Origin of the sequence: Marinobacter sp. F4218, assembly GCF_019443085.1 — a bacterium.
GTDB classification, from domain to species: Bacteria; Pseudomonadota; Gammaproteobacteria; order Pseudomonadales; family Oleiphilaceae; genus Marinobacter; species Marinobacter albus.
The window spans coordinates 1-26,965 of sequence record NZ_JAHZIL010000004.1 but is presented as its reverse complement, the minus strand read 5'-3'; the positions used below and the strand labels follow the sequence as shown (position 1 = coordinate 26,965).

General features: G+C 58.7%; 24 protein-coding genes. 9 read left to right on the top strand and 15 right to left on the bottom strand.

Annotated elements, in window-relative coordinates; genetic code table 11:
• Positions 1-21 precede the first annotated feature (21 nt).
• From rdgC to K0B93_RS15410, 8 genes are all read right to left on the bottom strand, one after another.
• On the bottom strand, positions 22-948 hold the full coding sequence (gene rdgC, locus K0B93_RS15445) for a recombination-associated protein RdgC (RefSeq protein ID WP_219868172.1): 927 nt from the start codon (positions 946-948) through the stop codon (positions 22-24).
• 96 nt (positions 949-1,044) lie between these two features.
• Positions 1,045-1,245, bottom strand: coding sequence for a DUF2788 domain-containing protein (locus K0B93_RS15440; RefSeq protein WP_218637204.1), 201 nt, complete (start codon positions 1,243-1,245; stop codon positions 1,045-1,047).
• Positions 1,246-1,275: 30 nt separating this feature from the next.
• A complete protein-coding gene (gene yaaA / locus K0B93_RS15435) occupies positions 1,276-2,049 on the bottom strand; it encodes a peroxide stress protein YaaA (RefSeq protein WP_219868171.1) in 774 nt (257 codons plus the stop codon).
• Positions 2,050-2,061: 12 nt separating this feature from the next.
• Positions 2,062-2,295, bottom strand: coding sequence for a glutaredoxin family protein (locus K0B93_RS15430; RefSeq protein WP_041342924.1), 234 nt, complete (start codon positions 2,293-2,295; stop codon positions 2,062-2,064).
• A complete protein-coding gene (locus tag K0B93_RS15425) occupies positions 2,295-3,044 on the bottom strand; it encodes a YciK family oxidoreductase (RefSeq protein WP_219868170.1) in 750 nt (249 codons plus the stop codon). The genes K0B93_RS15430 and K0B93_RS15425 overlap by 1 nt, the downstream gene beginning before the upstream one ends.
• 50 nt (positions 3,045-3,094) lie before the next feature.
• The gene (gene gph, locus K0B93_RS15420) at positions 3,095-3,757 is read right to left on the bottom strand and encodes a phosphoglycolate phosphatase (protein ID WP_219868169.1); all 663 of its coding nucleotides are present in this window, start codon (positions 3,755-3,757) and stop codon (positions 3,095-3,097) included.
• Positions 3,750-4,466 carry a bifunctional 2-polyprenyl-6-hydroxyphenol methylase/3-demethylubiquinol 3-O-methyltransferase UbiG gene (gene ubiG, locus K0B93_RS15415; RefSeq protein WP_219868168.1) on the bottom strand — a complete coding sequence of 239 codons (717 nt, stop codon included), beginning with the start codon at positions 4,464-4,466 and terminating at the stop codon, positions 3,750-3,752. The genes gph and ubiG overlap by 8 nt, the downstream gene beginning before the upstream one ends.
• 35 nt (positions 4,467-4,501) lie before the next feature.
• A complete protein-coding gene (locus tag K0B93_RS15410; protein ID WP_219868167.1) occupies positions 4,502-5,842 on the bottom strand; it encodes a TRZ/ATZ family hydrolase in 1,341 nt (446 codons plus the stop codon).
• Positions 5,843-5,950: 108 nt separating this feature from the next.
• On the opposite strand from K0B93_RS15410, the gene mtnA reads away from it, so the two are divergent.
• On the top strand, positions 5,951-7,015 hold the full coding sequence (gene mtnA, locus K0B93_RS15405) for an S-methyl-5-thioribose-1-phosphate isomerase (RefSeq protein WP_219868166.1): 1,065 nt from the start codon (positions 5,951-5,953) through the stop codon (positions 7,013-7,015).
• Here mtnA and K0B93_RS15400 read toward each other — a convergent pair.
• The 4 genes from K0B93_RS15400 to K0B93_RS15385 form a co-directional block, all read right to left on the bottom strand.
• Positions 7,004-7,777, bottom strand: a complete 774-nt coding sequence (locus K0B93_RS15400) for a helix-turn-helix domain-containing protein (protein ID WP_219868165.1) — start codon at positions 7,775-7,777, stop codon at positions 7,004-7,006. The two genes, mtnA and K0B93_RS15400, sit on opposite strands and share 12 nt — an antisense overlap.
• 17 nt (positions 7,778-7,794) lie before the next feature.
• A complete protein-coding gene (locus K0B93_RS15395; RefSeq protein ID WP_219868164.1) occupies positions 7,795-9,966 on the bottom strand; it encodes a carboxy terminal-processing peptidase in 2,172 nt (723 codons plus the stop codon).
• A gap of 223 nt (positions 9,967-10,189) precedes the next feature.
• A complete protein-coding gene (locus K0B93_RS15390; protein ID WP_219868163.1) occupies positions 10,190-12,340 on the bottom strand; it encodes a 3-hydroxyacyl-CoA dehydrogenase NAD-binding domain-containing protein in 2,151 nt (716 codons plus the stop codon).
• Positions 12,341-12,372: 32 nt separating this feature from the next.
• Positions 12,373-13,581: an acetyl-CoA C-acetyltransferase gene (locus tag K0B93_RS15385; RefSeq protein ID WP_219868162.1), complete on the bottom strand. Its 1,209-nt coding sequence runs from the start codon at positions 13,579-13,581 to the stop codon at positions 12,373-12,375.
• Between the two features lie 187 nt (positions 13,582-13,768).
• Here K0B93_RS15385 and K0B93_RS15380 point away from each other — a divergent pair, with 187 nt between their 5' ends.
• Positions 13,769-14,032, top strand: coding sequence for a late competence development ComFB family protein (locus tag K0B93_RS15380; protein WP_219868161.1), 264 nt, complete (start codon positions 13,769-13,771; stop codon positions 14,030-14,032).
• Positions 14,033-14,045: 13 nt separating this feature from the next.
• On the opposite strand, the gene K0B93_RS15375 is transcribed toward K0B93_RS15380, so the two are convergent.
• The gene (locus tag K0B93_RS15375) at positions 14,046-16,514 is read right to left on the bottom strand and encodes a DUF349 domain-containing protein (protein WP_219868160.1); all 2,469 of its coding nucleotides are present in this window, start codon (positions 16,512-16,514) and stop codon (positions 14,046-14,048) included.
• 168 nt (positions 16,515-16,682) lie between these two features.
• Here K0B93_RS15375 and K0B93_RS15370 point away from each other — a divergent pair, with 168 nt between their 5' ends.
• On the top strand, positions 16,683-17,159 hold the full coding sequence (locus K0B93_RS15370; protein WP_219868159.1) for a regulatory protein RecX: 477 nt from the start codon (positions 16,683-16,685) through the stop codon (positions 17,157-17,159).
• 18 nt (positions 17,160-17,177) lie between these two features.
• Here K0B93_RS15370 and mltF read toward each other — a convergent pair whose 3' ends face one another.
• Positions 17,178-18,632, bottom strand: a complete 1,455-nt coding sequence (mltF, locus tag K0B93_RS15365; protein WP_219868158.1) for a membrane-bound lytic murein transglycosylase MltF — start codon at positions 18,630-18,632, stop codon at positions 17,178-17,180.
• Between the two features lie 334 nt (positions 18,633-18,966).
• Between mltF and purL the strand changes: the two genes are divergently transcribed.
• Both purL and K0B93_RS15355 read left to right on the top strand, forming a co-directional pair.
• Positions 18,967-22,872 carry a phosphoribosylformylglycinamidine synthase gene (purL, locus tag K0B93_RS15360; RefSeq protein ID WP_219868157.1) on the top strand — a complete coding sequence of 1,302 codons (3,906 nt, stop codon included), beginning with the start codon at positions 18,967-18,969 and terminating at the stop codon, positions 22,870-22,872.
• A 414-nt stretch (positions 22,873-23,286) separates the two neighbouring features.
• Positions 23,287-23,598 carry a YqfO family protein gene (locus K0B93_RS15355; RefSeq protein ID WP_219868156.1) on the top strand — a complete coding sequence of 104 codons (312 nt, stop codon included), beginning with the start codon at positions 23,287-23,289 and terminating at the stop codon, positions 23,596-23,598.
• Here the strand turns inward: K0B93_RS15355 and K0B93_RS15350 are convergent, their stop codons facing one another.
• Positions 23,599-24,156, bottom strand: coding sequence for an NUDIX hydrolase (locus K0B93_RS15350; protein WP_219868155.1), 558 nt, complete (start codon positions 24,154-24,156; stop codon positions 23,599-23,601).
• 98 nt (positions 24,157-24,254) lie between these two features.
• Here K0B93_RS15350 and K0B93_RS15345 point away from each other — a divergent pair, with 98 nt between their 5' ends.
• The 4 genes from K0B93_RS15345 to purT are packed head-to-tail and all read left to right on the top strand — an operon-like array spanning position 24,255 to position 26,808.
• Positions 24,255-24,842 carry an NUDIX hydrolase gene (locus K0B93_RS15345; protein WP_219868154.1) on the top strand — a complete coding sequence of 196 codons (588 nt, stop codon included), beginning with the start codon at positions 24,255-24,257 and terminating at the stop codon, positions 24,840-24,842.
• Position 24,843: 1 nt separating this feature from the next.
• The gene (locus K0B93_RS15340) at positions 24,844-25,377 is read left to right on the top strand and encodes a gamma carbonic anhydrase family protein (protein WP_219868153.1); all 534 of its coding nucleotides are present in this window, start codon (positions 24,844-24,846) and stop codon (positions 25,375-25,377) included.
• Positions 25,374-25,556 carry a DUF1289 domain-containing protein gene (locus K0B93_RS15335; RefSeq protein WP_219868152.1) on the top strand — a complete coding sequence of 61 codons (183 nt, stop codon included), beginning with the start codon at positions 25,374-25,376 and terminating at the stop codon, positions 25,554-25,556. Before K0B93_RS15340 ends, K0B93_RS15335 begins: the two co-directional genes overlap by 4 nt.
• Positions 25,557-25,608: 52 nt before the next feature.
• Positions 25,609-26,808 (top strand): formate-dependent phosphoribosylglycinamide formyltransferase, encoded by a 1,200-nt coding sequence (gene purT / locus K0B93_RS15330; protein ID WP_219868151.1) that lies wholly within the window; start codon positions 25,609-25,611, stop codon positions 26,806-26,808.
• Positions 26,809-26,965 lie beyond the last annotated feature (157 nt).

The window sequence follows — 26,965 nt, the reverse complement described above, 5'->3', positions numbered from 1 at the left end:
GGACGCTCCCGATCCCGAAGGTTATTCCTCGACGATGGCTGAGCGGTCCTCGCCGCCCATGGCCTCCAACAGGCCCGGAATCAGCCGCGAAAGCTCAAGGGTCATCAGGGTGAATGCGGCGTCGAACTTGGCCACGGCGTCGTCCACGTCCACGTCATCCAACTGGTCCTGCAGGGTTTCCCCGAATTTCAGGCGGCGAATCCCCAGTTCCTCGTCGAGCACGAAGGACACGTTATCGTCCCAGGTCAGGGACAGTTTGGTGACCTGCATGCCGGCGTCCAGATGGTTCCGGATCTCGCCCGCCTTCAGGTCCAATCCCTTGCAGCGCACCACACCGCCGTCCTCGGACGGATCCTTCAGTTCGCACTCGTTGCCAAGAACCACCTGGCTGGGCAGGTCAATGGTCTCGTTCAACCAGCCGGTGAAGGTAAAAGCCGGAGCCTGCTCTACAGCCGGTGGGCGTACGGGCAGAGACCCCAGGCTTTTGCGCAGGGTGGAGGCAAGATCCTCAGCCTGCTTGGCGGAGCCTGCGTCCACCACGATAACGCCATCCTTCGGGGCAAGGTAAGCAAAACCGCGCCGATTTTTGGAAAAGGCCTGGGGCAGCATTTCCAGCATGACCTGTTCCTTGATCTCGTCTTTTTCCTTGCGGCGGACCTTGCGACCCTGATCAATTTCGATGGCCTCCGCCTTTTCTTCCACTGCCTCCTTCACCACGGCGCCGGGCAGAATCTTTTCTTCCTTGCGCAGGGCAATCAGGTGGTAGCCGCCGGCGCTGTGAACCAGTTGCTCTCCGTGCTTGCCCAGTGGCGGGACCCAGCCCTGGCGACTGGTTTCCTGGGGGCCGCAGGGCTTGAAGGCGTCGGCCTGCAGTTTTTCTTCGAGCTCTTCGGCTGAGATATCAAACGGTTTGGTGAAACGGAAGACACGGGCATTACGAAACCACATCAGGTTTGATCCTTGCTGTTATAGACGGTTCAGGAAACGTAGAGAGGCGGGGATGATACGGCCACGGTTGGTGGCCGTAAAGTGGCTACACAGGCGTCAGAGGTTCATGATTTCTACCATGACCGTCTTGACGATAAAGCCCACCACGCCGGCACCGAGCACGATAAACAGGGCGAGGGTGCCAAACTTGCCCGCCCTGGATTTCTTGGCAAGATCCCACACGATGATGCCCATCCAGACAATAAGTCCGGTCAGAAGCACCAGCATGGCGATCTGGGAAAAGACTGCTTCGTTCATTTTAAACAGGATCCTGGTTTTTAAGGGGATTTACGGTTGTTCGTCCCGCAGGAAAACCCAGTTGTTCTTGTCGGATTGGTCTTCGCTGAAGTAGTAGCCCTCAAGGTTAAAGCCCTTGAGGTCATCGGCCTGGGTGATCCGGTTCTGGATTGCAAAACGGCACATCAGGCCACGGGCTTTCTTGGCGTAGAAACTGATCATCTTGTACTGGCCGTTTTTCCAATCCTTGAACTGGGGCGTGACCAGTCTCGCGTCCAGGTCCTTCTTCCGGACGCTCCTGAAGTACTCATTCGATGCCAGGTTGACCAGTACGCCGTCGTCTGCGGCCAGCAGGCGGTTGATCTCATCGGTAATCCGGTTGCCCCAGAACGCATAGAGATCCTTGCCCCGGCGATTCTCAAACTTGGTACCCATTTCCAGCCGGTAGGGTTGCATCAGATCCAGCGGTTTCAGGATGCCATACAGCCCCGACAGCATCCGCAGATGCTTATGGGCGAACGCGAACTCGTCCTCACTGAAACTCTCGGCATCGAGGCCTGTGTAGACATCTCCCTTGAAAGCCAGGATAGCCTGGCGGGCGTTGTCTGGCGTGAACGGTGTGTGCCAGGTCCGGAACCGCTCGGCGTTGAGTTGGCCGAGCTTGTCGCTGATGCCCATCAGGTTGCTGACCTGATGGGGTTCCAGCTCTTTGAGCTGATCGATCAGCTCGCAGGCGTCATCGAGAAAATCCGGTTGGGTGAAGGTTTCCGTGGCCAGGGGACTCTCATAGTCGAGGGTCTTGGCGGGGGAAATGACCATTAGCATGTCAGGCAATCCTCATTGAAGAAACGTGAGTAACTGATCCCTGGTAAATGGCCAGTCCAGCTCCGCACCGGTGTCGTTGCGGCGCAGCACCGGGATGCGTGTGCCGTAACGCTCGACCAGCTCTTCGGACTGGGCAATATCCACCACGTCGACTGGTATTGGCGCCGGCATGGGCGTGTTCACCAGCAGGGCTTCGGCCAACTCGCACAGGTGGCATTGGGTCGTTGTATAAAACAGCAGTTCCATTACTTGGGCTGCGCGTCCAGTTGCTGGCCAGTCACACCGTGACTGTCCTTGCCCATGAGATACAGGTAGATCGGCATCAGGTCTTCCGGCGCGGGATTCTGCTGCGGGTTCTCGGCCGGATACGCCCGGGCTCTCATGTTGGTACGGGTCGCACCCGGATTCAGACTGTTCACACGCACATTATGGCGTTCGTCATCCAGCTCGTCGGCCATCAGCTGGCTCAGACCCTCAACCGCAAACTTGGACACCGCGTAGGCGCCCCAATAGGCTTTGGCCTTGCGGCCCACGCCCGAGGACGTGAAGATCACCGAGGCGTCGGTGGATTTGCGCAGCAACGGGATCATGGCCCGGCTGAGAAGGAAGGGCGCCGTCGCGTTGACGTGCAACACCTTGTTCCAGACCTCGGGATCGTACAGCTCAATGGGACTGCGGTCACCGAGAATGGCGGCATTGTGTAGGATGCCGTCCAGGCGCTCGAAGTTTTCCTCGAGTGTCATGGCCAGCTCCTCATACTCCTTGACCGCTGCGCCTTCAAAGTTCATCGGCACGATGGCGGGCTTGGGGTGTCCGGCGGCTTCGATTTCGTCGTACACCGATTCCAGTTTGGAAACGGTGCGGCCCACCAGGATCACGGTTGCGCCATGGGCAGCGTAGGCAATAGCTGCGGCCCGGCCAATTCCACTGCCGGCACCGGTCACCATAATAATGCGGTCTCGCAGCAAATCGGCGGGGGCTTGGTAATCTTGCATAACCTGTTCTCCGTGTCAGGCGGTTACCGGGTAGGGATTCAAATCTGGTTTTATTGTAACAGCTTTGCCAGGTCGGCGACGGTGTCGGCTACGAGGTCTGCTTGCCACAGGTCAACCGATCCCGGCTCCTCGATATAGCCGTAGCGAACGGCGATGGTCCGCATGCCGGCATTACGTCCGGCTTCGATATCGCGCTCGTGATCGCCCACGTAGACAGCGCTGGCAGGATCGGCTCCGATCTCCTGGCAGGCCAGGAACAGGGCTTCGGGGTGAGGTTTGCGCTGGGCGACGTGGTCCGGGCAGATAACGGCCGCACAGCGCGGTGCCAGGCCGAGCGCTTCCACCAGTGGGGCGGCAAAACGCACCGGTTTGTTGGTGACGATGCCCCAGGGAATGCTCCGTGCTTCCAGCGCCCTGAGAATCGGATCCATACCTTCAAACAGGGCGGTCTCAATGGCGACACCGGCCTCGTAGAGATCGAGAAACTCGGTGTGCTTGGATAGGTAGTCCGGATGGTCCGGCTCCAGTCCGAACCCGACCCGAATCATGGCACGTGCGCCATTGGAGACCGAGCGCCGGATGTGTTCGGCCGGCAGTGGCGCGAGGCCATGCTGCTGGCGAAGCTGGTTCAGGCAGCGGATAAAATCCGGTGCCGTGTCGATCAGCGTGCCGTCAAGATCGAACAGGACGGCCGAGGGTACGGTCTCAGGCATCGCGGGTATCTCGCGCATGCATCAGGTAGTTCACATCGACATCGCGACCGAGCTTGTAGATCTTGGTGATGGGGTTGTAGGTCATTCCCGTCAACTCCAGCACCTCGAGCCCGGCGTGGCGCAGGTGGTCGGACATTTCCGAGGGACGGATGAACTTTTTCCACTCGTGCGTGCCTTTGGGCAACATGTTCAGGACATACTCGGCGCCCACGATGGCGAACAGGAACGACTTCGGATTCCGGTTGATGGTGGAGACGAAGAGGTGACCACCGGGTTTGAGTATGGTGGAGCAGGCTCGGATCACCGACGCCGGATCGGGCACGTGTTCCAGCATCTCCAGGCAGGTGACAACGTCGTACTGGCCGGCGTGGTCAGCATCCTGGGCGAGATCCTCAACGGTGGTTTGGCGATAGTCCACTTTGATACCGCTTTCCAGACCATGCAGTTTCGCGACGGACAGGGGCGCTTCGCCCATATCAATGCCGGTCACATGGGCGCCGCGCTGGGCCATGCCCTCCGACAGCAGGCCGCCGCCACAGCCCACGTCCAGGACCCGTTTGCCTGCGAGAGGGACCCGCTCGTCAATGTAGTTCAACCGAAGCGGGTTGATGTCATGAAGGGGGCGGAATTCACTGGTGGGGTCCCACCAGCGACTGGCCAGTGCCTCAAACTTTGCAATTTCATTCCGGTCTACGTTCTGGTTTGTCATGGTCTGTGCTGCCTGATCAATCTGTCGGAATTCGGTTATTGGGCCTGCTGGTTGCGAATACGTTCCTTCCAGCCATCGACGCGCAACATCAGGTCCGCGACATCGATGCGGGTGAGTCGGCCGTCCTGTAACTGGGGTACGCCGTTAATCCAGCTATGGCTTACTGCCCGGCCATGGTTGCTGTACACCAAGTGCGAGATCGGGTCGTAGACCGGTTGCAGGAAAGGATCGCTCAGGTCCACGGCGATGATGTCGGCCAGTTTGCCTGCCACCAGTGAACCGAGTTCGTGGTCGCGGCCCAACGCCCTGGCGCCACTCAGGGTTGCCATGGTCAGTGCCGCATGTGCCGAGAGGGCGGCGGCATCGCCCGATACCACCTTGGCGATCATGGCGGCCGTGCGTAGCTCCCCGAAGAGGTCCAGATCGTTGTTGCTGGCGGCCCCATCGGTGCCGATGGCGACGTTCACGCCGGCATCCATCAGTTTCTGCACCGGGCAAAGGCCGCTCGCCAGTTTGAGGTTGGATTCCGGGCAGTGAATGACGTGGGCGCCCGACGTGGTGACGGTCTCCAGATCGGCGTCGTTTACCTGGGTCATGTGGACACACTGGGTGTTCGGGCCCAAAAGCCCCAGTTCAGCCATGCGTGCGACCGGGCGTTGACCGAGCTTTTCGGTGGCTTCGTTAACTTCGAATTCGGTTTCGTGCAGGTGGATCTGGATCGGGGCGCCAGTGTCGGCGGACAGCTGGATCGCACGCTTCAGAGGTGCATCCGACACCGTGTAGGGGGCATGCGGGCCTATGGCGGGGGTAATGTACGGGTCGTCCTGCCAGTCTCGGATGAATGCCTCACCCTTTCCGAGGTAGTCTTCTGGCCCTGTTCCCCAAGGCGTCGGGAAATCCAGTAGCGGAAAAGCAATCTGGGCACGCATGCCGGCGTCGTGGGCGCACTGGGCCGCAATCTCGGGGAAGAAATACATGTCCGAGAAGGTAGTGGTGCCAGTGCGCAGCATTTCGGCCATGGCGAGCTGGGTGCCGTCGGCGATGAAGGCTTCGCTGATAAAGGCGCCTTCGGCAGGCCAGATATGGTCATTCAGCCAGGACATCAACGGCAGGTCATCGGCCATGCCACGAAACAGCGACATGGCGGCGTGGCCATGAAGATTGATCAGGCCGGGCATCAACGCGTGACTGGGCAGATCCACGGTTTCCCGGGTACGGAAACGCCGGTCGGCTTCCTGCTGCGAGACCACCGCGGCTATGCGGTTCCCCTGGATAATGACCGCCTGGTTGTCCAGGACGACTGCTTCCGGTTCGATGGGAATGAGCCAACGGGCGTTGATGCGGATATCGGCTGCGGTGATGGTGTCTGCCGTCATGTACCTGCCTTCAGGGCCGGGCGCGTAAAACTCGCGCATTGAAAATGTAGGGCGGAAGTATAAACGTTATACTGGGCGTTTTCAGCGTTTCAGAGGCGGAGCTGATCTATGGCGACATCCCCCACAAATCCATCTTCCCGGGCAGTTGGCACGGTAGCTATTCGTTGGCATGGCCATGCCCTGGAATTGCTGGACCAGCGTCTGCTGCCGGTGGACGAGCACTGGATAACCCTGGAGGGCGCTTCGAGTGTGGCCCAGTGCATCCGTGACATGGTGGTTCGCGGCGCACCGGCCATTGGTATCAGTGCCGCTTATGGCGTTGCCCTGGCCGCCCGCCATGCCGGAGGGGGAGACTGGAAAGCCGAGATCAAACAGGCGATTCGAGAACTGGCGGCATCGCGGCCCACCGCCGTCAACCTGTTCTGGGCACTGCAGCGTATGGAACAGGTCTTTCACGAGTGTCACTCGCTGGACGAGGCGGTGGGGCGACTGGCCTCAGAAGCCGTTCGCATTCACGAAGAGGATCTGGCGGCGAACCTCGCCATGGCGGACCACGCCCTGGGGGTCATACGGCCCGACAAACCCATATCGGTTCTCACCCACTGCAATACCGGCGCTCTGGCAACCGGAGGGTATGGCACCGCCTTGGGCGTTATCCGCCGTCTTCACGAAGAAAATATGCTGCAAACCGTCTATGCCGACGAAACTCGTCCCTGGCTTCAGGGCAGTCGCCTGACCGCCTGGGAGCTGGCGCAGGAGGGCATCCCGGTAACGCTCAACGCCGATGGTGCCGCTGCAGCCATTCTGGCGGATGGCCACGTACGCTGGGTGGTAGTGGGTGCTGACCGAATCACTGCCAACGGCGATGTCGCCAACAAGATCGGCACCTACAGCCTTGCCGTTCTGGCTCGCCACCACAAGGTTGGTTTCATGGTGGTGGCACCTTCCAGCACTGTTGATATGTCACTGGCATCCGGCCAGGACATCCCGATCGAAGAACGTGAAGGTACAGAAATTCGCGAAATTCGCGGTGTACCGTTGGCGCCAGCAGGGGTCAAGGTCTTCAATCCGGTTTTCGACGTCACTCCGGCAAGCCTGATCGACGCCATCGTGACTGAAAAGGGCGTGGTCCATAACCCGAACATTACCGGGATGCGCGAGTTATTTGGTTGAGGGTTTCCGACTGCCGGTTGCGGGCTTATCGTCCGCGCCGGCCGTGTCTTCGTAGCGGGCCTTCATGTCCGCGACCTGCTTTTCCTGTTCTTCCACAAAGTGCAGCGACATCTCGAAACTCTGGCGGGTAAAATCCAGCACCTGCCGGAAGCCTTCATCCGAGAGGTGCCGGGCATCGTCGTGCCGGCGGAAGATGTTGATGAATTCCCGTTCCCGTTCAAACTGCAGTGGCAGACGCCCGACGCCCCAGTCGTTCAGGAGTTGCCAGACTTCGGGGTTGTAGTTGCGCGTGGTGCGCATGATGAAAGGGATCGGATCGTTGCGGGCTATAAGGGCCGCAAGGCGCAGAATGAGTTCGAAGGAGAGGGTGGCGGTGCCGTTTTCAATGGCCTCGAGGACCGACTTGTCTCGGAGATTCAGAGCCTCGCTCATTTCCGACAGAGTGAGGCCGGCCACCTCACGGATGTCCTGGAGGGATTGACCAGCCGTCAGCATGGCGCGGAGCTGGTCCTGGGAATTGATCAGGGCGCGCCCGACCCGCATGGAGGTGTCTGTGGCCTTTGCCCCGAACCGGAGGGCGGAGCCGGTCAGATTGGCCAGCCGGTCGAACAGGCTATCCGGATTCCGGGGTGCCGTGTTGTCGGCTCTCCCCAGTTCTTCAACCTCTTCCATAGACCGCATGGCATGCAGGGCATCCAGAAGCATGTCCTGCAGCATGCGCGCTTTCTGTCGGGGGTCCGGGTCCTTGGTACGCTCCGTCATACTCGGGTTCGGTTCCCTTACTGGGTGGGCGCCTGAGCAGCGAACTGCCGGGGCGACACGATGGACACCATTTGCCGATCCAGTTCCAGCATATCTGCCATGATGTGGCCGCCCTCGCGGATGACAAAATCGAGCTCGTCATCGGTGGTGTCCAGATCGGCGGCCTGCTGATCCTGCCAGTCCTCGAGGTCTTCCAGGGATGCAAACGGCTCTTCGCCGCGCAGCTCACGGCGCGCATTGGCGATAGTCAGCCGGGTCCGCTCGATCTGCTCGTGCTGGGTCTTGCGGTTGTCGAAGTTCAGACTGACGGAATCCATTTCCCGCTGCTCGTTCAGGAAGTCAATTTCCTGCTGCAGCAAACTGAACTCCGGGCTGGCCGAGAACCGTTCTTCGTGGCGCTTTCTCAATTCATCGATGATGCCGCTGAAGTCAAAATAGCGCTCGTGGGGGACGGCTTCGATCTGATCCCAGGGCAGGGCGTGGTCGAGGGCATCCTCACCGATACGGCTCTTGTCGATGCGGGACGGAATCTCGATGTCCGGAATCACCCCTTTATGCTGGGTGGAACCACCGGAAACCCGGTAGAACTTGGACTGGGTAATTTTCAGCTGGCCATGATTGAGCGGGCGAACCGCCTGGACCGTGCCCTTGCCAAAGGTTTGGGAACCCACCACGAGACCGCGGCCGTAATCCTGGATAGCGCCGGCAAAAATCTCCGAGGCCGAGGCGCTCATGCGGTTGGTCAGGACAACGAGGGGGCCATCATAGGCGACGGAAGGATCCTCGTCGTTGAGGACCTGAACGTCGTTATTGGCGTTGCGGATCTGGACGGTTGGGCCTTTGTCGATAAACAGGCCGACCAGGTCGTTGGCCTCATGCAGGGCGCCGCCGCCGTTGTTGCGAAGATCAATCACCAGGCCGTCGACACCGTCTTCCTCGAGCTCGGTAATCAGATTCCGGACATCCCGGGTTGTGCTCTTGTAGTTGGGATCACCCGCCTGCATGGCCTGGAAATCGGCGTAGAAGGTGGGGATGGTGATCACACCGACGGTGTAGTCAGTGCCGCTGCGCTCCAGCTCAATGACGTCCTTGCTGGCGCTCTGTTCTTCAAGCTTCACCTCGTCACGCTTGATGGCGATAGCCTTGGTGATGGTTTCGTCACTGGCGTTGGCCGGGATAACCTCGAGGGTGACGACCGAATTGCGCGGGCCCCGAATGAGGTCGACCACCTCGTCCAGACGCCAGCCAATGACATTGACCGGCTTCTCGTCACCCTGGGCAACCGAGACAATCCGGTCCGCTGGCTGGAGCTGGCCCTGCTTGGACGCCGGTCCACCAGGTACCAGGCGAACCACCTTGGTGAACTCATTATCGGATTGAAGAACGGCACCGATACCTTCCAGCGAAAGGCTCATGTTGATATTGAAATTTTCCGACGTCCGCGGGGAAAAATAGGAGGTATGCGGATCCCACATGCCGGTGAATGCATTCATATACGCCTGGAATGCGTCCTCGCTACGAGCTTGATAAGCCCGCTTTAACTGGCCCTCATACCGACGGAGAAGGTTGTCTTCGATGGTTTCGTCGTCAGTGCCGTTGAGGCGCTGCGCCAGCACCGCATTCTTGATTCGCTTCACCCAGAGGGCATCAAGTGCCTCTCTATTGGTCTCCCAGGAGGCTTCTGACCGATCCAGGAGAATGGTTTCATCCGTCCCGAAGTCGAGTTTGTCGATGCCGCCATTAATCAGGTTGAGGGCAAACTGGAGCCGTTCAATGATGCGTTGCTGAACCAGATTGTAGATATCGAAACCGGGCTGGAGCTGGCCGGTCTTCAGCGCCGCCCCCAGTTGTGTTCGTACCCGGTTGAATTTGTTGAGGTCTTCCTGGGTCAGGTAGATGCGTTGCCCGTCCAGGTATTCCAGATACGCATCGAATACATCCCCTGACAGCTCGTCACTGATGCCGAGATCGCGGAAGTGAGTGAACTGGAGCTGGCGGGCAATCAGGATATTGGCCCTGGCCTGATCAATGGTAGGCGCAACCGGTTCGTACACCAGAGAATCGTCCACCTTCGCGTTCAGTGCCAGGGGCGTCGAGACCAGCAGGGCAATGGTTAAAGCCTTGCAGAATCCTGTCCGGGCATATTTTGAGGGTGCGCAAGGGGCGACAATTCTTTCCGCGATGGTCATAAATGCATACCTGACGGTGCTGGGTGCAGGTTCGGTGGAGTTGAACCATGCTTTCCCGTTGGCGAATAAATTTATTGTAGGCAAGCGCTACCACCGTTGCCATAGGCAGCGCGTATCGGTTCGTGACAATCTGTCCATGAAATCGTCATGTGACGGTGGAATTATGACGGGGAAGGGCGGCATTGTGAGGGCCGGAGAGGCGTAGCCTCTCCGGCAAGTCGGGTCAGCAAAAGAGGGTGTTGGTTTCGGCTTTTTCCAGCAACAGCCTGGGCGGCGCGAAGCGGTCACCATGCTGTTCGGCCAGTTCTTTGGCGCGTTCGGTAAATGCCCGCACACCGTATTGGTTGATGAATTGGATGGCCCCGCCGGTCCAGGGAGCGAAACCGATACCGAAGATGCTGCCAATGTTGGCGTCTTCCACGGTGCGCAGCACGCCCTCCTCCAGGCAGCGAACGGTTTCAATGGCCTGGATAAAGAGGATCCGGTCTTTCAGGTCATGCAGTGCCACCGAAGACGCCTTGCTCGCATCCACGTACAGACGCTCCAGTTCAGGCCAGAGGTGTTTCTTGCCTTGCTCCGGGTAATCGTAGAAGCCTGCGCCGGCAGCCTTGCCCTTGCGGCCCTGCTCATTGACCATCTGGTCGATCACGGCCTCGGCAGGGTGCGGAATCCAGGTGCCGCCGGCAGCTTCGGTATCTTTTCTGCTCTGGTCGCGGATGTGTTGCATCAGGGTCATGCTGACTTCGTCGGAAATGGCCAGCGGACCGACAGGCATGCCCGAAAGCAGGCCGGCATTTTCAATGCTGGCCGGGTGAATGCCCTCGCCCAGCATGCAGATGCCCTCGTTCACAAACGTGCCGAATACCCGGGAGGTGAAGAAACCCCGGCTGTCGTTGACCACGATGGGAATCTTGCCAATCTGCTGCACATAGTCGAACGCGCGAGCAAGAGTGTCATCGGAGGTCTTTTCACCCACGATAATTTCCACCAGTTGCATCTTGTCCACGGGGGAGAAGAAATGCAGGCCGATGAAGTGATCGGGCCGGGCGGATGCTTCGGACAGCTGAGTGATGGGAATCGTCGAGGTGTTGGACGCGAAAATGCCATTTGACGCAAGTTTCGCTTCTGCTTCCTGGGTCACTTTCGCCTTCAGGCTGCTGTCCTCGAAGACCGCTTCGATGACCAGGTCGCAACCGTCGAGATCCTCGGCACTGTCGGTCGCCTTGATGCGGCTGAGAATTTCGGCTTTTTTCTCCTCGGTCATTCGGCCACGGCTGACTTTCTTTGCCAACAGTTTTTCCGAGTAACTTTTGCCTTTCTCGGCGTTCTCGACGGAAACGTCTTTCAGCACGACCTCAATCCCACGGGTGGCGGTGGAGTAGGCGATACCAGCGCCCATCATTCCCGCGCCCAGCACGCCAACCTTCCGGAACGTTTCTTTGTCTACGCCGTCAGGGCGGCTGCCGCCGGCCTTGATGGCATTTAACTGGAACCAGAAGGTGCCGGTCATGTTCTTCGCCACCTGACCAATCACCAGCTCCGCGAAATATCGGGTCTCGACCAGGCTGCCGTTGTCGAAGTCCACCTGCGCACCTTCAACTGCAGCCGAAAGAATGCGCTCAGGCGCTGGATAGCAACCCCGGGTTTTCTGCTTGAGCATGGCCGGGGCAATAGCCAGTTTCTGGGCCATGGCCGGATGGTGCGGCGCTCCCCCCGGAAATTTGAAGCCTTTCTGGTCCCAGGGTTGCTGGCACTTGGGGTTGGCATCGATAAAGGCCCGGGCCTTGGCCATCATTTCGTCCGGCGACTCGGCCAGCTCATCAACGATGCCTGCCTTGAGGGCGGCTTTCGGATTCACTTTCTTGCCTTCCATCAAATAGGGGAAGGCCGCCTCAAGGCCAATCATGCGCGGCAGGCGCTGGGTTCCGCCACCGCCGGGCAGCAATCCCAGGGTGACCTCGGGCAGGCCCAACTGAATGCTTTCTTCATTCAGCACAACGCGGTGATGGCAGGCCAGGGCGATCTCCAGCCCGCCGCCGAGCGCACTGCCGTTGATGGCAGCGACCACAGGCTTGCCGCTGGTCTCGAGGAAGCGCATGTCGCCTTTCAGGCCATTCACCATGTCTTCGAAGGTTTGGGCATCCTCGCGAGTGACCCTGTGCAGTTCGGTCAGGTCACCACCGGCAAAGAAGGTTTTCTTGGCGGAGGTAATGACGACACCACGAATGTTGGCCAGATCGGCTTTTACCCTGGTCACTGTATCAGTCAGCGCTTCGCGGAAGGCCGCGTTCATGGTGTTGGCGGATTGCCCGGGCATGTCGATGGTCAGGGTCAGAATCTGGTCTGAACCCAGGTCGTAACGGATAGCACTCATAATCGGTTCTCCTGTCAGAAAAAGGGTCGGGTTCAGACGCGTTCAATGATGGTGGCAATCCCCATGCCGCCGCCGACACAAAGGGTGGCGAGGCCATAACGCAGTTCCCGGCGTTCCAGCTCGTCCATCAGCGTGCCCAGAATCATGGCGCCCGTTGCGCCCAGCGGATGGCCCATGGCGATTGCACCGCCATTAACATTCACTTTCTCATCAGGAACCGACAACTCGCGCTGGAAGCGCATCACTACGGAAGCGAAGGCCTCGTTAACTTCGAACAGGTCAATCTGGTCGACGGTCATTCCGGCCTTTTCCAGGGCCTTGCGGGCCGCCGGAGCCGGACCGGTCAGCATGATGGTCGGGTCGGTGCTGGTGACGGCGGTGGCGACGATCCGGGCTCTCGGCTTGAGGCCCATGGCCTTGCCCTTCGCTTCACTGCCAATCAGCAGGGCGGTAGCGCCGTCTACAATTCCTGAGGAGTTGCCGGCGTGGTGAACGTGGTTGATCTTCTCCACGTAGTGGTATTTCTCCCGGGCCACTCCGTCAAAGCCCATTTCTCCCATCATCTGGAACGATGGTTTGAGGCCGGCCAGGGAGTCGATGGAGGCATTGCCCCGAACGTGCTCGTCCCGATCCAGGATGACCACGCCATTCTGATCGGTGACCGGAACGATGGATTTGGCAAAATGGCCGTTCTGCCAGGCGTTCGCGGCTTTTTGCTGGGACTTGACCGCGAATCCGTCGACGTCTTCCCGGCTGAAGCCTTCGATGGTGGCAATCAGGTCGGCGCCAATGCCCTGGGGCATGAACCCGGTGTGCAGATTGGTTTCCGGGTCCGTGGCCCAGGCGCCGCCGTCAGAGCCCATGGGGACGCGGGACATGGCCTCCACGCCGCCGGCAACCACCAGGTCCTCCCACCCGGATCGGACTTTCATGGCAGCCAGGTTGACGGCTTCCAGTCCGGAGGCACAGAAACGGTTGAGGGTGACGCCCGCCACCTTTTCATCCCAATCGGCGGCCAGCGCTGCGGTCTTGGCAATATCAGCGCCCTGGTCGCCAACAGCGGTTACACAGCCCATGACGATGTCATCAACCTGCGCCGTATCCAGGCTATTCCTCTCCTGCAGCGCTTTGAGTACGGTTGTCATCAGCGTGATGGGCTTGACGCTGTGAAGGGAACCGTCTTTTTTGCCGCGACCTCTCGGGGTGCGGACTGCATCGAAGATATACGCCTCGGTGGTCATTGTTTGTCCTCTGATGATGGTTGAGTCAGAAAATACTTCCGATGGCGTAACCATAGCCGGTAGAAGGGACCCGGTGTAATGACGACGGCTGCCATTTGCATTGGCGAAACTGCTCAGTTGCCATGACAAGAAGCGGCGTGACTTCTATGGTTAAAGTAAGGCGCGCAAGTGTGGGAGGCAGAGTGATATGTCCCTCAGAGATGCCATCGACAATTTTTATGAGCGGCTGGTTCTGGATGCCATCGACGCCACCCGGGAGGATGCGGACAACGCGGATTACCTGACTGACGTGATGTGTGTCGCGCTGAACCACCTTCCGGCCCGGTACTACCGGCACGCGATCGATATGGTGTTCTTTTTGACCGATGAGGAATTAAAGGGCATGAAAGAAAAATCCCTGGCCGAGGTGCAGGCGGCCAGGGATTTTGTGAGGGAGCATCAAAGGAACTGAGATCCCGTGCCAGTCAGCCCGGAACCACGGCTGCCAGTGCATTGCTGAGGCGTTTGGCCAGGGCTTCGTCCGGTGATGCGTCTGCGGGCTGGAGGCACCAGCGTGCAACCAGTTTCTCCAGTTCCCGGAACTCGTTGCTGGCCGGCTCGGTCGAACCCATTCCCTCCGCCAGTCGCTGGACCTGAATCTCCATCCGGCGTTGTTGATCGAAATCCGGTGACGTAATCCCTCCAAGAATTTCGGCGCGAATGACCAGTTCACCGTGGTCGAGACTGTCTTGTCCGGCGGCCAGTTCCGGCCAGTGGCCGGGAACCTGCGCCGCGTCGGCTGGCCCCTCCAGGCGTGCCATCACCAGTGATTGCCAGTAACTGACATCCGCTCGCAATTGCTGTTCCGTCAGGGCCTGCTTTAGTCTTTGCTTCTCGCCTTGAACCTTGTCTTTCAAGGTGGCGGAAAGTGCCGAAACCTGAAGCTCATGCAGTTTGCTGAGGGCATCCGACAGGGTAGAACCGTCGTCCTCGCTGGACAGTTTCCGGCTTTCCTCGATCACCGGGGCTGCCGCTTCGTCGGCTGCCCGTGTCGCCTGCTGCTGTTCGTTTCGATGGGCATCGCGGCGAGCGAAGATCTGGTCACAGGCTTTGCGGAACGCCTGCCAGAGCTTGCGGTCTTCCCGGTGACGGGTGATGCCTATGGCCTGCCAGTCAGCCTGCAGGTTTTTCGCCTGATTCATCGCGTCTTGCAGCGGCTCATGATCGATCAACGCGTTTGCCTTGTCGACGATCTCCTGCTTCAGGGCCTCGTTCTTCTGCCGTTCCTGATCCAGGGGCGCCTCGAGCTTTTTCAGCAGGTCGTCAAAATGTTTCTGGACCTGCCGGTTCTCCCGAAACTCGACCGGCCAGGCTGCCTTCCATTCCTGGCGAGCGGTCAGGTGGATCTTTTCGGCGGCTTTCCAGTCAATGGTGGACCAGTCGGCGTGATTCAGGAACGTTTCCAGCTCCTCGCAAATGGCCTTGCGTTTTTCCAGGTTCGCGCGTTTGAGCCCTGATTTTGCCGAAAAATAGTCTTTGCAGGGCTCGTATGCCTTATCAGACGCCGCCTTGAAGCGGGTCCAGAGTGCGCGGTCCGAGGAGCCCCCCAGATTGCGCCATTCATTCTGGAGCTCCTTGATCCGTTCGGCCTTGGCTTCCGGTTCCATGGGTTGTTCCGCGAGGTACTCCATCTGTTCGCAAAGCTCAATCTGCTTGGGCTCGGTCGCAAATCCCAACCAGTCACTGAGTTCCCTGAGCTGGCCGTTCAGCAGCTGCATACGGGCCTGGAACGGTTTGCCATGGCGGCGATCAAGGGATTTGAACTGTTGTTGGACTGTCTTCAGAAGCTGCCTGGATTCCCTCAGCTGCTTTGCTTCAAGTGCCGCCTCCAGACTGGTCATAGATGCTTCCAGTTCGGCGGCAATGGCCTTCTGTTTTTCAAGGTCTTCCGTACTGGCCGGTTTTGACTGCTTGGGCTTTCCGGCCAGTTGTCGGACCGACTCGAGCAACGCCGGCATGGGAAAGTTCTCGGGCCAGTTGATCTCCCGGATCAGTTGCCTGGCCTGTTCGCGACGCTCATCGGCGCCGTCATCACCGGAGGCGTTAGCCGCTGTCAGCTCTGCAAGGGTGTCTTTTTCCTGGGTGGTACGGCGGACGGCGCTGATGTAATTGCGCAGGGACAACATGCTGGTCTCGTAGGCCTTTTGCTGTTGCCTGTCCACGGAGGTATCCCGTGTGGCTTCCAGCCAGCGGTTCTCCTGGGTTTTCTGGAGAGCATCCAGAGAGGCCAGCGAGGGCAGAGTCTCTGGCGACTGGGTCTTCAGGTCGTCCAGGGTGTTTGCAAGAAGGGCCAGGGTTTCCTCTCGCTGGAGTCGTTGCTCTTCTTGACGTTCCTCATCCGCCTGCGCTGACTGGACCGCCGCCAGACGTTCCTTGCAGCGGTGAACTGCCTCGAGAAAGCTTTGCGCCTGCTCCGCGTTGGCGTGGGCTTCTACCTCGGCCCACTGGCGGGTGAGGGCACCCAGTCGCGCTTCATAAAGCTTGGTGTCATCGCTTCGGGCCTGATCTTTGGCATGGTTGATCAGTGTGGTGATGGTTTGCGAAAGGCTCTCCAGCCGCGCCTGCTCTTCGCGGAGTTTCTGGAGTGCCTGTCGGACCGACTGGTAGACGCTTTTGTCCCGACCCTTGGCTTTTTTCTGGACCTGTTGGAGGCTCTCGGCATCTGTCAGTCGGCCCGCGGCTTCAAGACGAATATCGGCGGTAACACCCTCGACGGCCAATTCGGCGAGCCGGGCCTGCTCGGGCGAGCCTTTGAGCGTTTCCAGTTGAGCCTCCCTCAGGCTGGCACGCGTATCTTCCTGCGGGGCATCCGGTGCGGGCACTTCCTTGCGGACCTTTCCGGTCGCTTCTGGAGACTTGCGGGACTTGAAGAGTTTCTGGATGAATGCGGCCATAAAGGTATCCTTCGGGATTGAAACCAGTCCTCGGTGTCGGGCAAAGTTATCCGCCACCGGCCATCGGCTGCTCGTGTCGGCAAGCCGGGTACCGTTGCCGGGCATGCCGGCAAGAATGAATTCGGGGGCTAGTCTAGCGTTTTGTACGCGCACGCGGGAAGGGGCTGTATGACAAAACCGGAAAATCAGGACGATCAGGAATACAAGGCTCGTGCCGCCGCTCTCAGGCTTTTGGCCAGAAGGGAGCACAGTCGTCTGGAGCTGTCGTTGAAACTGCGCCAGCGAAAGATTGAAGCCGCCATTATCGAAGCGGTGCTGGACGACTATGAAGGCGAGGGCTGGTTGGACGACAACCGGTTCGCCGATGTCTATGCTCGCCAAAGAATGGATCTGGGCTATGGCCCATTACGCATACTGGGTGAGCTCCAGCAGCGCGGTGTGCACCATGCCCCCGAGTGCCTCACAGAGATGACTGAGGAAGACTGGTGTCGTCGCGCCGTGGCGCTCAGGGCGAAGCGCTTCGGGTTGTCAGACCTCGACGAGGATTGGGATGAAAAAGTGCGGCAGGCCCGGTTTCTGAATCGGAGAGGATTTTCGGCGGGTCAGGTGGAGCGGGCCCTGGAAACCCGCTCGCAAGACAGCTGAGTCTGCCGCGGCACAGTGCTAGAGGGTCGGGGGAATCATGCCCAGCTCGCGTGGCAGGCCGGCTCGCAGTTCCGGGTGGGCCTCTGCTTTTGGTGCGGAACCCGAACCCCGGGGCATGGAATCGAGGTTGACCAGCTCGCCCGGTTTTATCGCATCCGTCTGGTTACGCTCGGTTATCCGAGCGAGGACGTCGTAATAGCGGCGAATATTCTGCACGTACAACACCGGCTCATGACCACGAGCATATCCGAAGCGGGTTTTGGTGTACCACTCCTTCTGAGCCAGTAGCGGCAGGAATTCTTTTACATCCATCCAGCGATCCGGGCTCTTGCCGGCGCTCTCCGCGAGTCGTCGCGCGTCTTCCAGGTGGCCGAAACCAACGTTGTAGGAAGCGAGCGCAAACCAGGTCCGGTCCGGTTCCGGAATCCGGTCCGGGATTTTCTTGTGCACCATGCGAAAGTATTTGGCGCCGCCCTGGATGCTTTCCTCAGGGTCCAGCCTATTGTTGATGCCAATGTAGCTCGCGGTGTTCCGTGTCAGCATCATCAGGCCTCGAACGCCCGTTGGAGAAACAGCATTCGGGCGCCAATGCGACTCCTGGTAACCGATGGCCGCAAGCAGGCGCCAGTCTATCCCGAACTCGGCAGCATAATCCTGGAACAGTGATTCGTACTTTGGCAGGCGGTTTTCGACGTGGTGCATGAATGTCCGGGCACCGACGTAGTTCAGTTGGTCAAGGTGCCCATAAAAGCGTTCCGCAAGCTGTGCGAGTGTGCCGTCACTTTGCAGTTTTGTCAGGAACTGGTTGGCGGCATTGACCAGGGTGTCATCCTGGTCTGCTGGGAACAGCCATGCCAGTTCCTCTGGCTCTCCCACGTAGAAAGCATCTTTTACCTGGGGAAAGAATACGTGGTTGAGTTCCAGCTCGTTGGAGGAAACCGCCGCATAGGAGAATTCACCGCTTTCCACGCGCGCCAGAATGCCTGCCGGATCCAGACCGGGGTGCACCTGCCAGTCGAATCCGGATTCTTCACCCTCGAGCAAGTGTTCGTGATTGCTTTCTGCGACCAGATGAAGAGTCTGGCCCTCAAGGTCACTGAGGGAATCGGGGCGCGGTACATCCCGGTTGTACACCACCACAGACTGGGCGGCGATGCCGGTAGGCAGGACCTTGTACTGATCCGCCATACCCGGTTGGCCAGACAATCCGGCCAGCCCAATGTGGGCGTAGTTCCTGGAGAGTACGGAAAGGACTTCAGTGTTGTCTTCTGCCACGCGCACCCGAAGCTCAACTCCGAGCTCATCGGCAAACAGCTTTGCCAGCTCGTAGTCATAGCCAGTCGGCCCGTCCCGTCCCTCATAGTAAATGGAGGGCGCTTCGCGGGTGATCACATGCAGCACGTCCTCTGCGAGAACCTCCTGCAGTGTGCTTGGGCGCGAGCAGCCGGCAACTGCAACGACAGCACTGATCATGAGTGCCGCCTGAGTTGGCGCAGCCGCAAAAGCAGTCAGAATTCTGAACAAGTCCCTAGGCTCCGTTACCGCTGGATCGTCGGGATACGTCAGTAAGTGGGGAATGGACGCATCCGGTGTGTCACGAGCTGTGGCTTCCGCTTCCACATATATATGATCGTTGCTGCTGCTACGTTGGTCAATAAAGCTGGTTAATTAATATGCAAAACAATGTCAATTGTACAGGACGGAATTAAGGCGAGTGGCGCTGTATCCCGACCTCGCTTTCGAGTATCATGGCGGCCTTTCAAATTGCACCCAGACTTCCCCGTTTCGCGCGATACAGGTTGATATCATGCTTGAACTTCGCGGCGCTCCCGCGCTTTCGCCCTTCCGCTCCCGCAAACTGCATACCCGAATTCAGGACGTTGTACCTGAAGTCGAGCATGTGTATGCCGAGTTCATGCACTTTGTGGATCTGGAGGGCAGCCTTTCCGAATCCGATCAGGCGATTCTCGACCGGCTTCTGACCTACGGTCCGAGCGTCCAGGTGGAAGATCCCGATGGCGTCCTGTTCCTGGTCGTACCCCGACCGGGCACTTTGTCCCCGTGGTCGAGCAAGGCCACCGATATCGCACGGAACTGTGGTCTGCGCCAGATTCACCGCATTGAGCGCGGTACCGCCTTCTACGTCCGTGCCAATCGTAAACTGGGGCTGGCGCAGCGTGAAAAAATTGCCGCGTTGCTGCATGACCGCATGACCCAGAAAGTGTTCCATGAAATGGGTGGTGCTGAGTTGTTGTTCAGCCATGAGGAGCCCCGCCCACTTGGCCGCGTGCCGGTGCTGGCCGGCGGTCGCTCAGCGTTGGTGGAAGCTAACGCCCGGTTGGGCCTGGCCCTGGCGGACGATGAAATCGACTACCTGGTGAAATCGTTTACCGATCTTCAGCGTGACCCGACTGACGTTGAACTGATGATGTTTGCGCAGGCCAATTCGGAGCACTGCCGGCACAAGATCTTCAATGCGTCCTGGGATATCGACGGCGAAGGCCAGGAAAAATCGCTGTTTGCCATGATCCGCAACACCTTCGAAATGAACAGTGAAGGTGTGCTTTCGGCATACAAGGACAATGCTTCAGTCATTCGTGGCAGCCGTGGTGGTCGCTTCTACCCGGATCCGGATTCCGGTGTCTACGGGTACAACGAAGAAGACATCCACATCCTGATGAAGGTGGAAACCCACAATCACCCGACGGCCATTGCGCCGGCTTCGGGCTCGGCCACCGGTTCCGGTGGTGAGATCCGGGATGAGGGCGCCACCGGTCGCGGCTCCAAGCCCAAGGCGGGCCTGACCGGCTTCACTGTGTCGAACCTGAATCTGCCAGGCGATCCCCAGCCCTGGGAAATTGGATATGGCAAGCCTGAGCGGATAGCGTCCGCACTGGATATCATGATCGAGGGTCCCATTGGGGGGGCTTCTTTCAACAACGAATTCGGGCGACCCAATCTGGCCGGCTACTTCCGGACCTTCGAAGAGAAGGTGCCAGGACCGGCGGGAGAAGAAGTGCGAGGGTACCACAAGCCGATCATGATCGCGGGTGGCTTGGGGAACATCCGTGAGGAGCACGTCGAAAAAGGTAACATCCCGGTTGGTGCCAAATTGATCGTTCTGGGTGGCCCCTCCATGCTTATCGGATTGGGTGGCGGTGCAGCTTCCTCCATGGACTCGGGTTCAAGCAATGAGAACCTCGATTTTGCCTCGGTCCAGCGCGATAACCCGGAAATGGAGCGCCGTTGTCAGGAGGTGATCGACCGTTGCTGGCAGATGGGCGACCGTAACCCGATCTGTTTCATACACGACGTCGGTGCCGGCGGCTTGTCCAATGCCATGCCGGAACTGGTTAAAGACGGCGGGCGCGGGGGCAAGTTCGAGCTTCGGGACATCCCGAGCGACGAACCTGGCATGTCGCCTCTGGAGATCTGGTGCAACGAGTCCCAGGAGCGTTATGTCATGGCCGTTGCTCCGGAGAATCTGGAGCAATTCGACGCCCTGTGCCGTCGCGAGCGTTGCCCGTATGCCGTTATTGGCGAAGCGACCGAATCCCATCATCTCGAATTGGGCGATTCCTATTTCGACGACAAGCCGGTAGACCTGCCGATGGAAGTGCTGTTCGGTAAGCCACCGCGCATGCACCGCAGTGTGAGCCGCGCTTCCTTCACCAAGCCAATCTTCGATTCCACCAAGATTGATCTACACGATGCCATTCGCCGGGTCCTGCGTTTGCCGTCCGTAGGTTCCAAGAGCTTCCTGATTACAATCGGGGATCGCACCATCACTGGCCTGGTTGCCCGGGATCAGATGGTTGGCCCGTGGCAGGTGCCGGTCAGCGACGTTGCCGTCACCGCCAGTTCCTTTGATGTCCGTGCGGGTGAAGCCATGGCGATGGGTGAGCGCACGCCGGTTGCGGTGATTGATGCGCCGGCCTCTGGGCGTATGGCCGTGGGTGAAGTGGTGACCAACCTTGCAGCCGCAGCCATCGGCCAGCTTTCGGACATTCGTCTGTCGGCCAACTGGATGGCTGCGGCAGGGCACCCGGGCGAAGACGAGAACCTTTACGAGACCGTGCGTGCCGTGGGCATGGAACTCTGCCCGGCATTGGGTATTACGATCCCCGTTGGTAAGGACTCCATGTCCATGAAAACCATGTGGGAAGAGGACAGCGGCGAGCAGAAGAGTGTCACCGCGCCGTTGTCCCTGGTAATCAGCGGCTTTGCCCCTGTCATTGACGTGGCCCGGACGCTGACGCCGCAACTGGTAACCGACGCCGGTGAAACCGATCTGATCATGATTGACCTGGCGGCGGGCCAGAACCGACTCGGCGGCTCCGCGCTGGCTCAGGTATATCGGCAGGTGGGCGCCGTTGCACCGGATCTGGACGATCCCGAGGACATCAAGGCCTTCTTTGCGGTCATCCAGGGCCTGAACGCAGACTCCAAGCTGCTGGCTTACCATGACCGCTCAGACGGTGGCCTGTTCGTGACCCTGGCGGAAATGTGTTTTGCCGGCCATACCGGGGTTGATATCAAGCTGGACGGGCTGGCCGAGGATGGGTCCCAGTTCGCTCGGGAGTTGTTCAACGAGGAGCTGGGTGCCGTCATCCAGGTCCGTCGTGACGACACCAGGTTTGTTCTGCAGCAGTTTTCCGCCGCTGGCCTGGGCGATCACACCAGCGTAATCGGCACCCTGAACGACGACGATCAGTTGCGTCTGAGTTTCGAAGGGGAAACGGTGGTTGATGAATCACGGGTTTCCCTCCAGCGCCTGTGGGCCGAGACCAGTTACCGGGTCCAGTCGCTGCGGGACAACGCGCATTGCGCCCAGGAGGAATTCGACAATCTGCTGGATGCCTCCGATCCCGGGCTCAGTGCAGATCTGACCTACGACATCAATGACGACGTTGCCGCGCCCTACATCAGCAAGGGAGCCCGCCCGAAGGTAGCGGTTCTGCGCGAACAGGGCGTGAACGGTCAGGTCGAAATGGCTGCGGCGTTTGATCGTGCCGGCTTCGAATCCGTGGATGTTCACATGAGCGACCTGTTGTCCGGTCGCGTGACGCTGGAACGCTTCAACAGTCTCGTCGCCTGCGGCGGCTTCTCCTACGGTGATGTACTGGGAGCCGGCGAAGGCTGGGCCAAGTCAATCCTGTTCAGCGACCGGGTTCGCGACCAGTTTGCTGCCTTTTTCAACCGTCAGGACACCCTGACGCTTGGGGTGTGCAATGGCTGCCAGATGCTTTCCAACCTGCACGAACTGATTCCGGGCAGTGAAGGCTGGCCAAGGTTTGTCCGCAACCAGTCCGAGCAGTTCGAGGCGCGCCTGGTGATGACCGAAGTGATGTCTTCACCATCGGCATTCCTTGATGGTATGGCGGGATCGCGCATGCCGATCGCGGTCGCCCATGGGGAGGGCCGGGTAGAGTTTGCGGGCGGAAGTTCGGCCGCAGGTCTGACCGAGAGCGAGTTGGTTGCCATTCGCTACGTGGACAACAAAGGCCAGGCCACGTCGCGCTATCCCTTCAACCCGAACGGGTCGGAGGGCGGCATTACCGGTGTTACCACTCGCGATGGCCGGGTCACGATCATGATGCCTCATCCCGAGCGGGTTTTCCGGGCGGTTCAGTACTCCTGGCATCCAGAAGGCTGGCAGGAAGATGGTCCCTGGATTCGTATGTTCAGGAATGCGAGGCGCTGGTTCGGTTAAGCCCCCTGGCTAAAAAGCCGGTCCTGGAAGGTGTCTGTTGAAGGCATTTTTCACGGCCGGCTTTTTTGTCTTTGGGCCCCCGGCTCTGGAGCGATTTTCAAGGGATAAAATTCGTAAAATAGGCAAAAATGAACTTGACTCAGTATTTTTATGCACATTCCTGGTGCTTCCCTGAGTGTTCTGTGTACAAAGAATGAGAAATTGGTTCAATTTTTGTTCTTTGCATATAAGCTATTGAAAAATATATACAAAAGTAATTGGGCGATTTTGTCGCCAATTTAACGGAAGTGCAGTGATTACGGGGGTGAGAGGCGTGTTCCCCAAAACTTTCCCCAGAGTTATCCACAGATTCTGTGGGTAAGTTGCTAAGCCATTAATCTGTACAAAAAATATCCGTATTTGTGGAGGTTGGTTATGTACAAACTGTGCTATTTCGTACCCGAAACTCACCTTGAAAAGACCAAGCGCGCATTGTTTCAGGCTGGCGCCGGAAAAATCGGCGATTACGATTGTTGTGCCTGGCAGTGCGTCGGGCAGGGGCAATTTCGACCGCTGGAAGGCAGTGATCCGTTTCTGGGTAAAAAAGGCGCCCTGGAAGTTGTGGATGAGTACAAGGTCGAGCTGGTTTGCGACGACAGTGTGGTGGGGGAGGCCCTCAAAGCCCTCAAGCAGGCCCACCCCTATGAGGAGCCTGCCTACGAGGTCTACCGGATGGAGGCGATGTGATCACCGTCTGGCAGTGGAACCTGACATTGGATGGCGTATGTCCTGTACGTGTACTCCGAAGGACTCCTTGCGGAAGTCCTCGATAAACAGCTCGAGGGTTTTCCGGACCGTCGGGAACGACAGTTCATCCCAGGGAATGTCTTCGAGTTCAAATAATTGGGTTTCGAGCGATTCTTCGCCGGCACCGAATTGGTCATTCTTGAGGGTTGCCCGGTAAAACATGTGGACCTGGTTGATGTGTGGCACATCAATGATCGAATACAAGCCCTCTATATGCACTTCAGCGAGGGCTTCCTCCAGAGTTTCCCGGGCGGCCGCTTCGATGGTGGTCTCGGCGTTCTCCATAAACCCGGCAGGCAGAGTCCAGTATCCGTAACGTGGTTCGATGGCCCTGCGGCACAACAGGATTTTCCCGTTCCATACTGGAACCGTCCCGGCGACAATACGCGGGTTCTGGTAATGTATGGTTTCACAGCTGATGCATACATAGCGGTGGCGGTTGTCCCCCTCGGGGATGCGTTGTTCAACCGGATGGCCGCATGTGCTGCAGTACTTCATGTGATTCCCCGTATACTGGAAATTGGTTTGGTAGTCAGTTTAACCATCGTGGCTGCCTGTGTCTCATCCAACATTCTGAAGTTCCACGGAGCTACAATTTGCGTGATTTACTCGCCGAGCGTTTGGCTGGCTACGCACCCCGACAACTGGCGTTGGATTATCCCGAAGCCGGCATCCTTGTTCCGGTGACGGACGATCATCGTAACCCGGAAATGGTGTTTACGTTGAGATCCTCGAATCTGAGCACTCACCGGGGGCAGGTTGCCTATCCCGGGGGGAAGCGAGACCCCGGGGATCCATCTCTGGCGGCCACCGCTCTGAGGGAGACCCATGAAGAGATCGGTTTGCCACCAGAGCACGTCGAGGTAATTGCGCCTCTCAGTCAGGTGATGTCCCGCTACGGCATTTTGGTCACTCCTTATGTCGGAGTGATTCCGGTGGATCACCCTCTGGAGCCCAATCCGGATGAAATTGAGAGCGTATTTCGTGTACCCCTGTCGTTCTTTCACGAAGACCGTCGGGAGCGTACGGATGCGCTGAACTTCCTGAACCACACGTTCTATGTCCCCTGTTATCGTTGGGAGCGTTATCAGATATGGGGGTTATCGGCGGTGGTTCTGGTCGATTTTATGAACGCTGTGTACGATGCCGGTATCGATTTATTGGAACCGCCCCGAGGAGGCTGACATGTTTTACGAGCTGGACAACCGAACGCCTGTGCTGGAGGGAGAGGGTCAGTTTGTTGCCGAAAACGCGACAGTGATTGGCAGTGTGCGCCTGATGGAGAAGGCCAGTGTATGGTTCAACGTGGTCATTCGAGGTGACAATGAGCTGATCACCATCGGCCCGGAAAGCAATGTCCAGGATGGATCCGTTCTTCATACCGATCCCGGCATCCCGCTGACCCTTGGTCGAGGTGTGACCGTCGGTCACAAGGTGATGCTTCATGGTTGCGAGATTGGGGATTACAGCCTGATCGGAATCAACGCGGTTGTCCTTAATGGCGCGAAGATTGGAAAGCATTGCCTGATCGGCGCCAATACACTGATTCCGGAGGGGATGGAGATTCCGGACGGGTCGATGGTTGTGGGCTCCCCCGGCAAGATCAAGCGCGAACTGAACGACAGCCAGAAGAAGATGTTGGAAATGAGCGCGCAGCATTACGTGCAGAACGGTGCTCGGTACCAGGACAAGCTGAAAGTGTGTGAGCCCGAGCGATGAGCGTTGCAGATAAAGTTCGCTCGCCTTGCGTTCAGGTTTGCGCTCTTGATGAAAACGATATGTGCATCGGTTGTCAGCGCACTGGCGATGAGATTCTTCGCTGGACCCAGATGACCAATGAGGAGCGTAGGGAGGTTCTGCGCAAGGTTGCCATTCGCGAAGAAAAGGTAGCGCTATAGCGGCAGAAATGAGTAAACACGCCCAACCATAGACATTCAGGCAGACATCGACATGACAGAAGGCACCAGCACGGTTCGAATCGGCACCCCCCTCAAGCAGGGCGCATTCAAGGTATTGTTTTGTGGCTCCGGCGAGCTTGGCAAGGAAGTGGTTATCGAGTTGCAGCGCTACGGCGTGGAAGTGATTGCAGTCGATCGCTATGCCAATGCTCCAGCCATGCAGGTGGCCCATCGAAGCCATGTGATCGACATGCTGGATGCGGGTAACCTGCGCAGCATTATTGAGCAGGAGAGGCCGGATCTTATCGTTCCCGAGATCGAGGCGATTGCCACTCCCGAGCTGGTGAAGCTGGAGAACGAAGGCTATCGGGTCATACCGACCGCCCGAGCCGTGAACCTGACCATGAATCGTGAGGGCATACGCCGGCTTGCGGCTGAAGAGCTCGGATTGCCCGCCTCGCCGTACCGGTTTGCCGGGACGCGGGAGGAGTATCTGGCCGCCGTCGACGAAGTCGGGTTGCCCCTTGTCGTCAAGCCAGTGATGAGTTCCTCCGGTAAAGGGCAGAGCACTGTCACGTCCGGCTCGGATGTCGAGGCTGCCTGGGAGTATGCCCAGTCCGGTGGCCGGGCAGGCAAAGGCCGGGTCATCGTCGAAGGGTTTGTGGATTTCGACTATGAAATCACCTTGCTGACTGTTAAGCACCGTGATGGTGTTTCTTTTTGCGATCCTATTGGCCACCGGCAAGAGGATGGGGACTATCGGGAATCCTGGCAGCCGCAGCCGATGTCGGCCGCCGCCCTCGATCGGTCCATGGAGATTGCGAGGGCGGTAGTTGAGAATCTTGGCGGCTTTGGTCTTTATGGGGTGGAGCTGTTTGTTAAGGGAGATGACGTCTGGTTCTCTGAGGTGTCTCCGCGCCCACACGATACGGGGCTCGTTACCCTTATCTCCCAGGACCTGTCCGAATTCGCATTGCACGCCCGTGCGATCCTGGGTTTGCCGATTCCAATGATTCGGCAGAACGGCGCCTCGGCGTCGGCAGTCATTCTGCCGGAGGGAGAGTCGTCGGACGTCGCCTTCAGTGGCATCGAAAGCGCCCTGTCTGAACCGGATACCCAGTTGCGACTGTTTGGGAAGCCGGAACTGAAGGGCCGTCGCCGTATGGGTGTGGCGCTGGCACGCGGGGAGAGTATCGAGGAGGCCCGGGAAAAAGCTCGGCGTGCAGCGGCTGCGGTTAATGTAGAACTGTAGATCTTCTGGTCGTTTCAGGGCGTGCCTGATGGGGTCTTTTGATCGGGAAAATGACGGCTTTTGAAAAAACTTAAAACGAACCGTTGACACCTCTGAGCAGGTCTGTAGAATGCGCATCTCTTTCGAGGGGAACGCCACTGAGGCGGGCCAGAAATCG

What these genes read in the sequence shown, in the direction of transcription:
- purL (WP_219868157.1), top strand. Translation starts at nt 18,967, where the DNA reads ATGCTTGAACTTCGCGGCGCTCCCGCGCTTTCGCCCTTCCGCTCCCGC.
- K0B93_RS15440 (WP_218637204.1), bottom strand. Translation starts at nt 1,245, where the DNA reads ATGAACGAAGCAGTCTTTTCCCAGATCGCCATGCTGGTGCTTCTGACC.
- K0B93_RS15380 (WP_219868161.1), top strand. Translation starts at nt 13,769, where the DNA reads ATGTCCCTCAGAGATGCCATCGACAATTTTTATGAGCGGCTGGTTCTG.
- gph (WP_219868169.1), bottom strand. Translation starts at nt 3,757, where the DNA reads ATGCCTGAGACCGTACCCTCGGCCGTCCTGTTCGATCTTGACGGCACG.
- K0B93_RS15355 (WP_219868156.1), top strand. Translation starts at nt 23,287, where the DNA reads ATGTACAAACTGTGCTATTTCGTACCCGAAACTCACCTTGAAAAGACC.
- K0B93_RS15400 (WP_219868165.1), bottom strand. Translation starts at nt 7,777, where the DNA reads ATGACGGAGCGTACCAAGGACCCGGACCCCCGACAGAAAGCGCGCATG.
- K0B93_RS15375 (WP_219868160.1), bottom strand. Translation starts at nt 16,514, where the DNA reads ATGGCCGCATTCATCCAGAAACTCTTCAAGTCCCGCAAGTCTCCAGAA.
- mltF (WP_219868158.1), bottom strand. Translation starts at nt 18,632, where the DNA reads ATGATCAGTGCTGTCGTTGCAGTTGCCGGCTGCTCGCGCCCAAGCACA.
- K0B93_RS15370 (WP_219868159.1), top strand. Translation starts at nt 16,683, where the DNA reads ATGACAAAACCGGAAAATCAGGACGATCAGGAATACAAGGCTCGTGCC.
- K0B93_RS15385 (WP_219868162.1), bottom strand. Translation starts at nt 13,581, where the DNA reads ATGACCACCGAGGCGTATATCTTCGATGCAGTCCGCACCCCGAGAGGT.
- mtnA (WP_219868166.1), top strand. Translation starts at nt 5,951, where the DNA reads ATGGCGACATCCCCCACAAATCCATCTTCCCGGGCAGTTGGCACGGTA.
- K0B93_RS15425 (WP_219868170.1), bottom strand. Translation starts at nt 3,044, where the DNA reads ATGCAAGATTACCAAGCCCCCGCCGATTTGCTGCGAGACCGCATTATT.
- purT (WP_219868151.1), top strand. Translation starts at nt 25,609, where the DNA reads ATGACAGAAGGCACCAGCACGGTTCGAATCGGCACCCCCCTCAAGCAG.
- K0B93_RS15340 (WP_219868153.1), top strand. Translation starts at nt 24,844, where the DNA reads ATGTTTTACGAGCTGGACAACCGAACGCCTGTGCTGGAGGGAGAGGGT.
- K0B93_RS15390 (WP_219868163.1), bottom strand. Translation starts at nt 12,340, where the DNA reads ATGAGTGCTATCCGTTACGACCTGGGTTCAGACCAGATTCTGACCCTG.
- ubiG (WP_219868168.1), bottom strand. Translation starts at nt 4,466, where the DNA reads ATGACAAACCAGAACGTAGACCGGAATGAAATTGCAAAGTTTGAGGCA.
- yaaA (WP_219868171.1), bottom strand. Translation starts at nt 2,049, where the DNA reads ATGCTAATGGTCATTTCCCCCGCCAAGACCCTCGACTATGAGAGTCCC.
- rdgC (WP_219868172.1), bottom strand. Translation starts at nt 948, where the DNA reads ATGTGGTTTCGTAATGCCCGTGTCTTCCGTTTCACCAAACCGTTTGAT.
- K0B93_RS15335 (WP_219868152.1), top strand. Translation starts at nt 25,374, where the DNA reads ATGAGCGTTGCAGATAAAGTTCGCTCGCCTTGCGTTCAGGTTTGCGCT.
- K0B93_RS15430 (WP_041342924.1), bottom strand. Translation starts at nt 2,295, where the DNA reads ATGGAACTGCTGTTTTATACAACGACCCAATGCCACCTGTGCGAGTTG.
- K0B93_RS15410 (WP_219868167.1), bottom strand. Translation starts at nt 5,842, where the DNA reads ATGACGGCAGACACCATCACCGCAGCCGATATCCGCATCAACGCCCGT.
- K0B93_RS15350 (WP_219868155.1), bottom strand. Translation starts at nt 24,156, where the DNA reads ATGAAGTACTGCAGCACATGCGGCCATCCGGTTGAACAACGCATCCCC.
- K0B93_RS15395 (WP_219868164.1), bottom strand. Translation starts at nt 9,966, where the DNA reads ATGACCATCGCGGAAAGAATTGTCGCCCCTTGCGCACCCTCAAAATAT.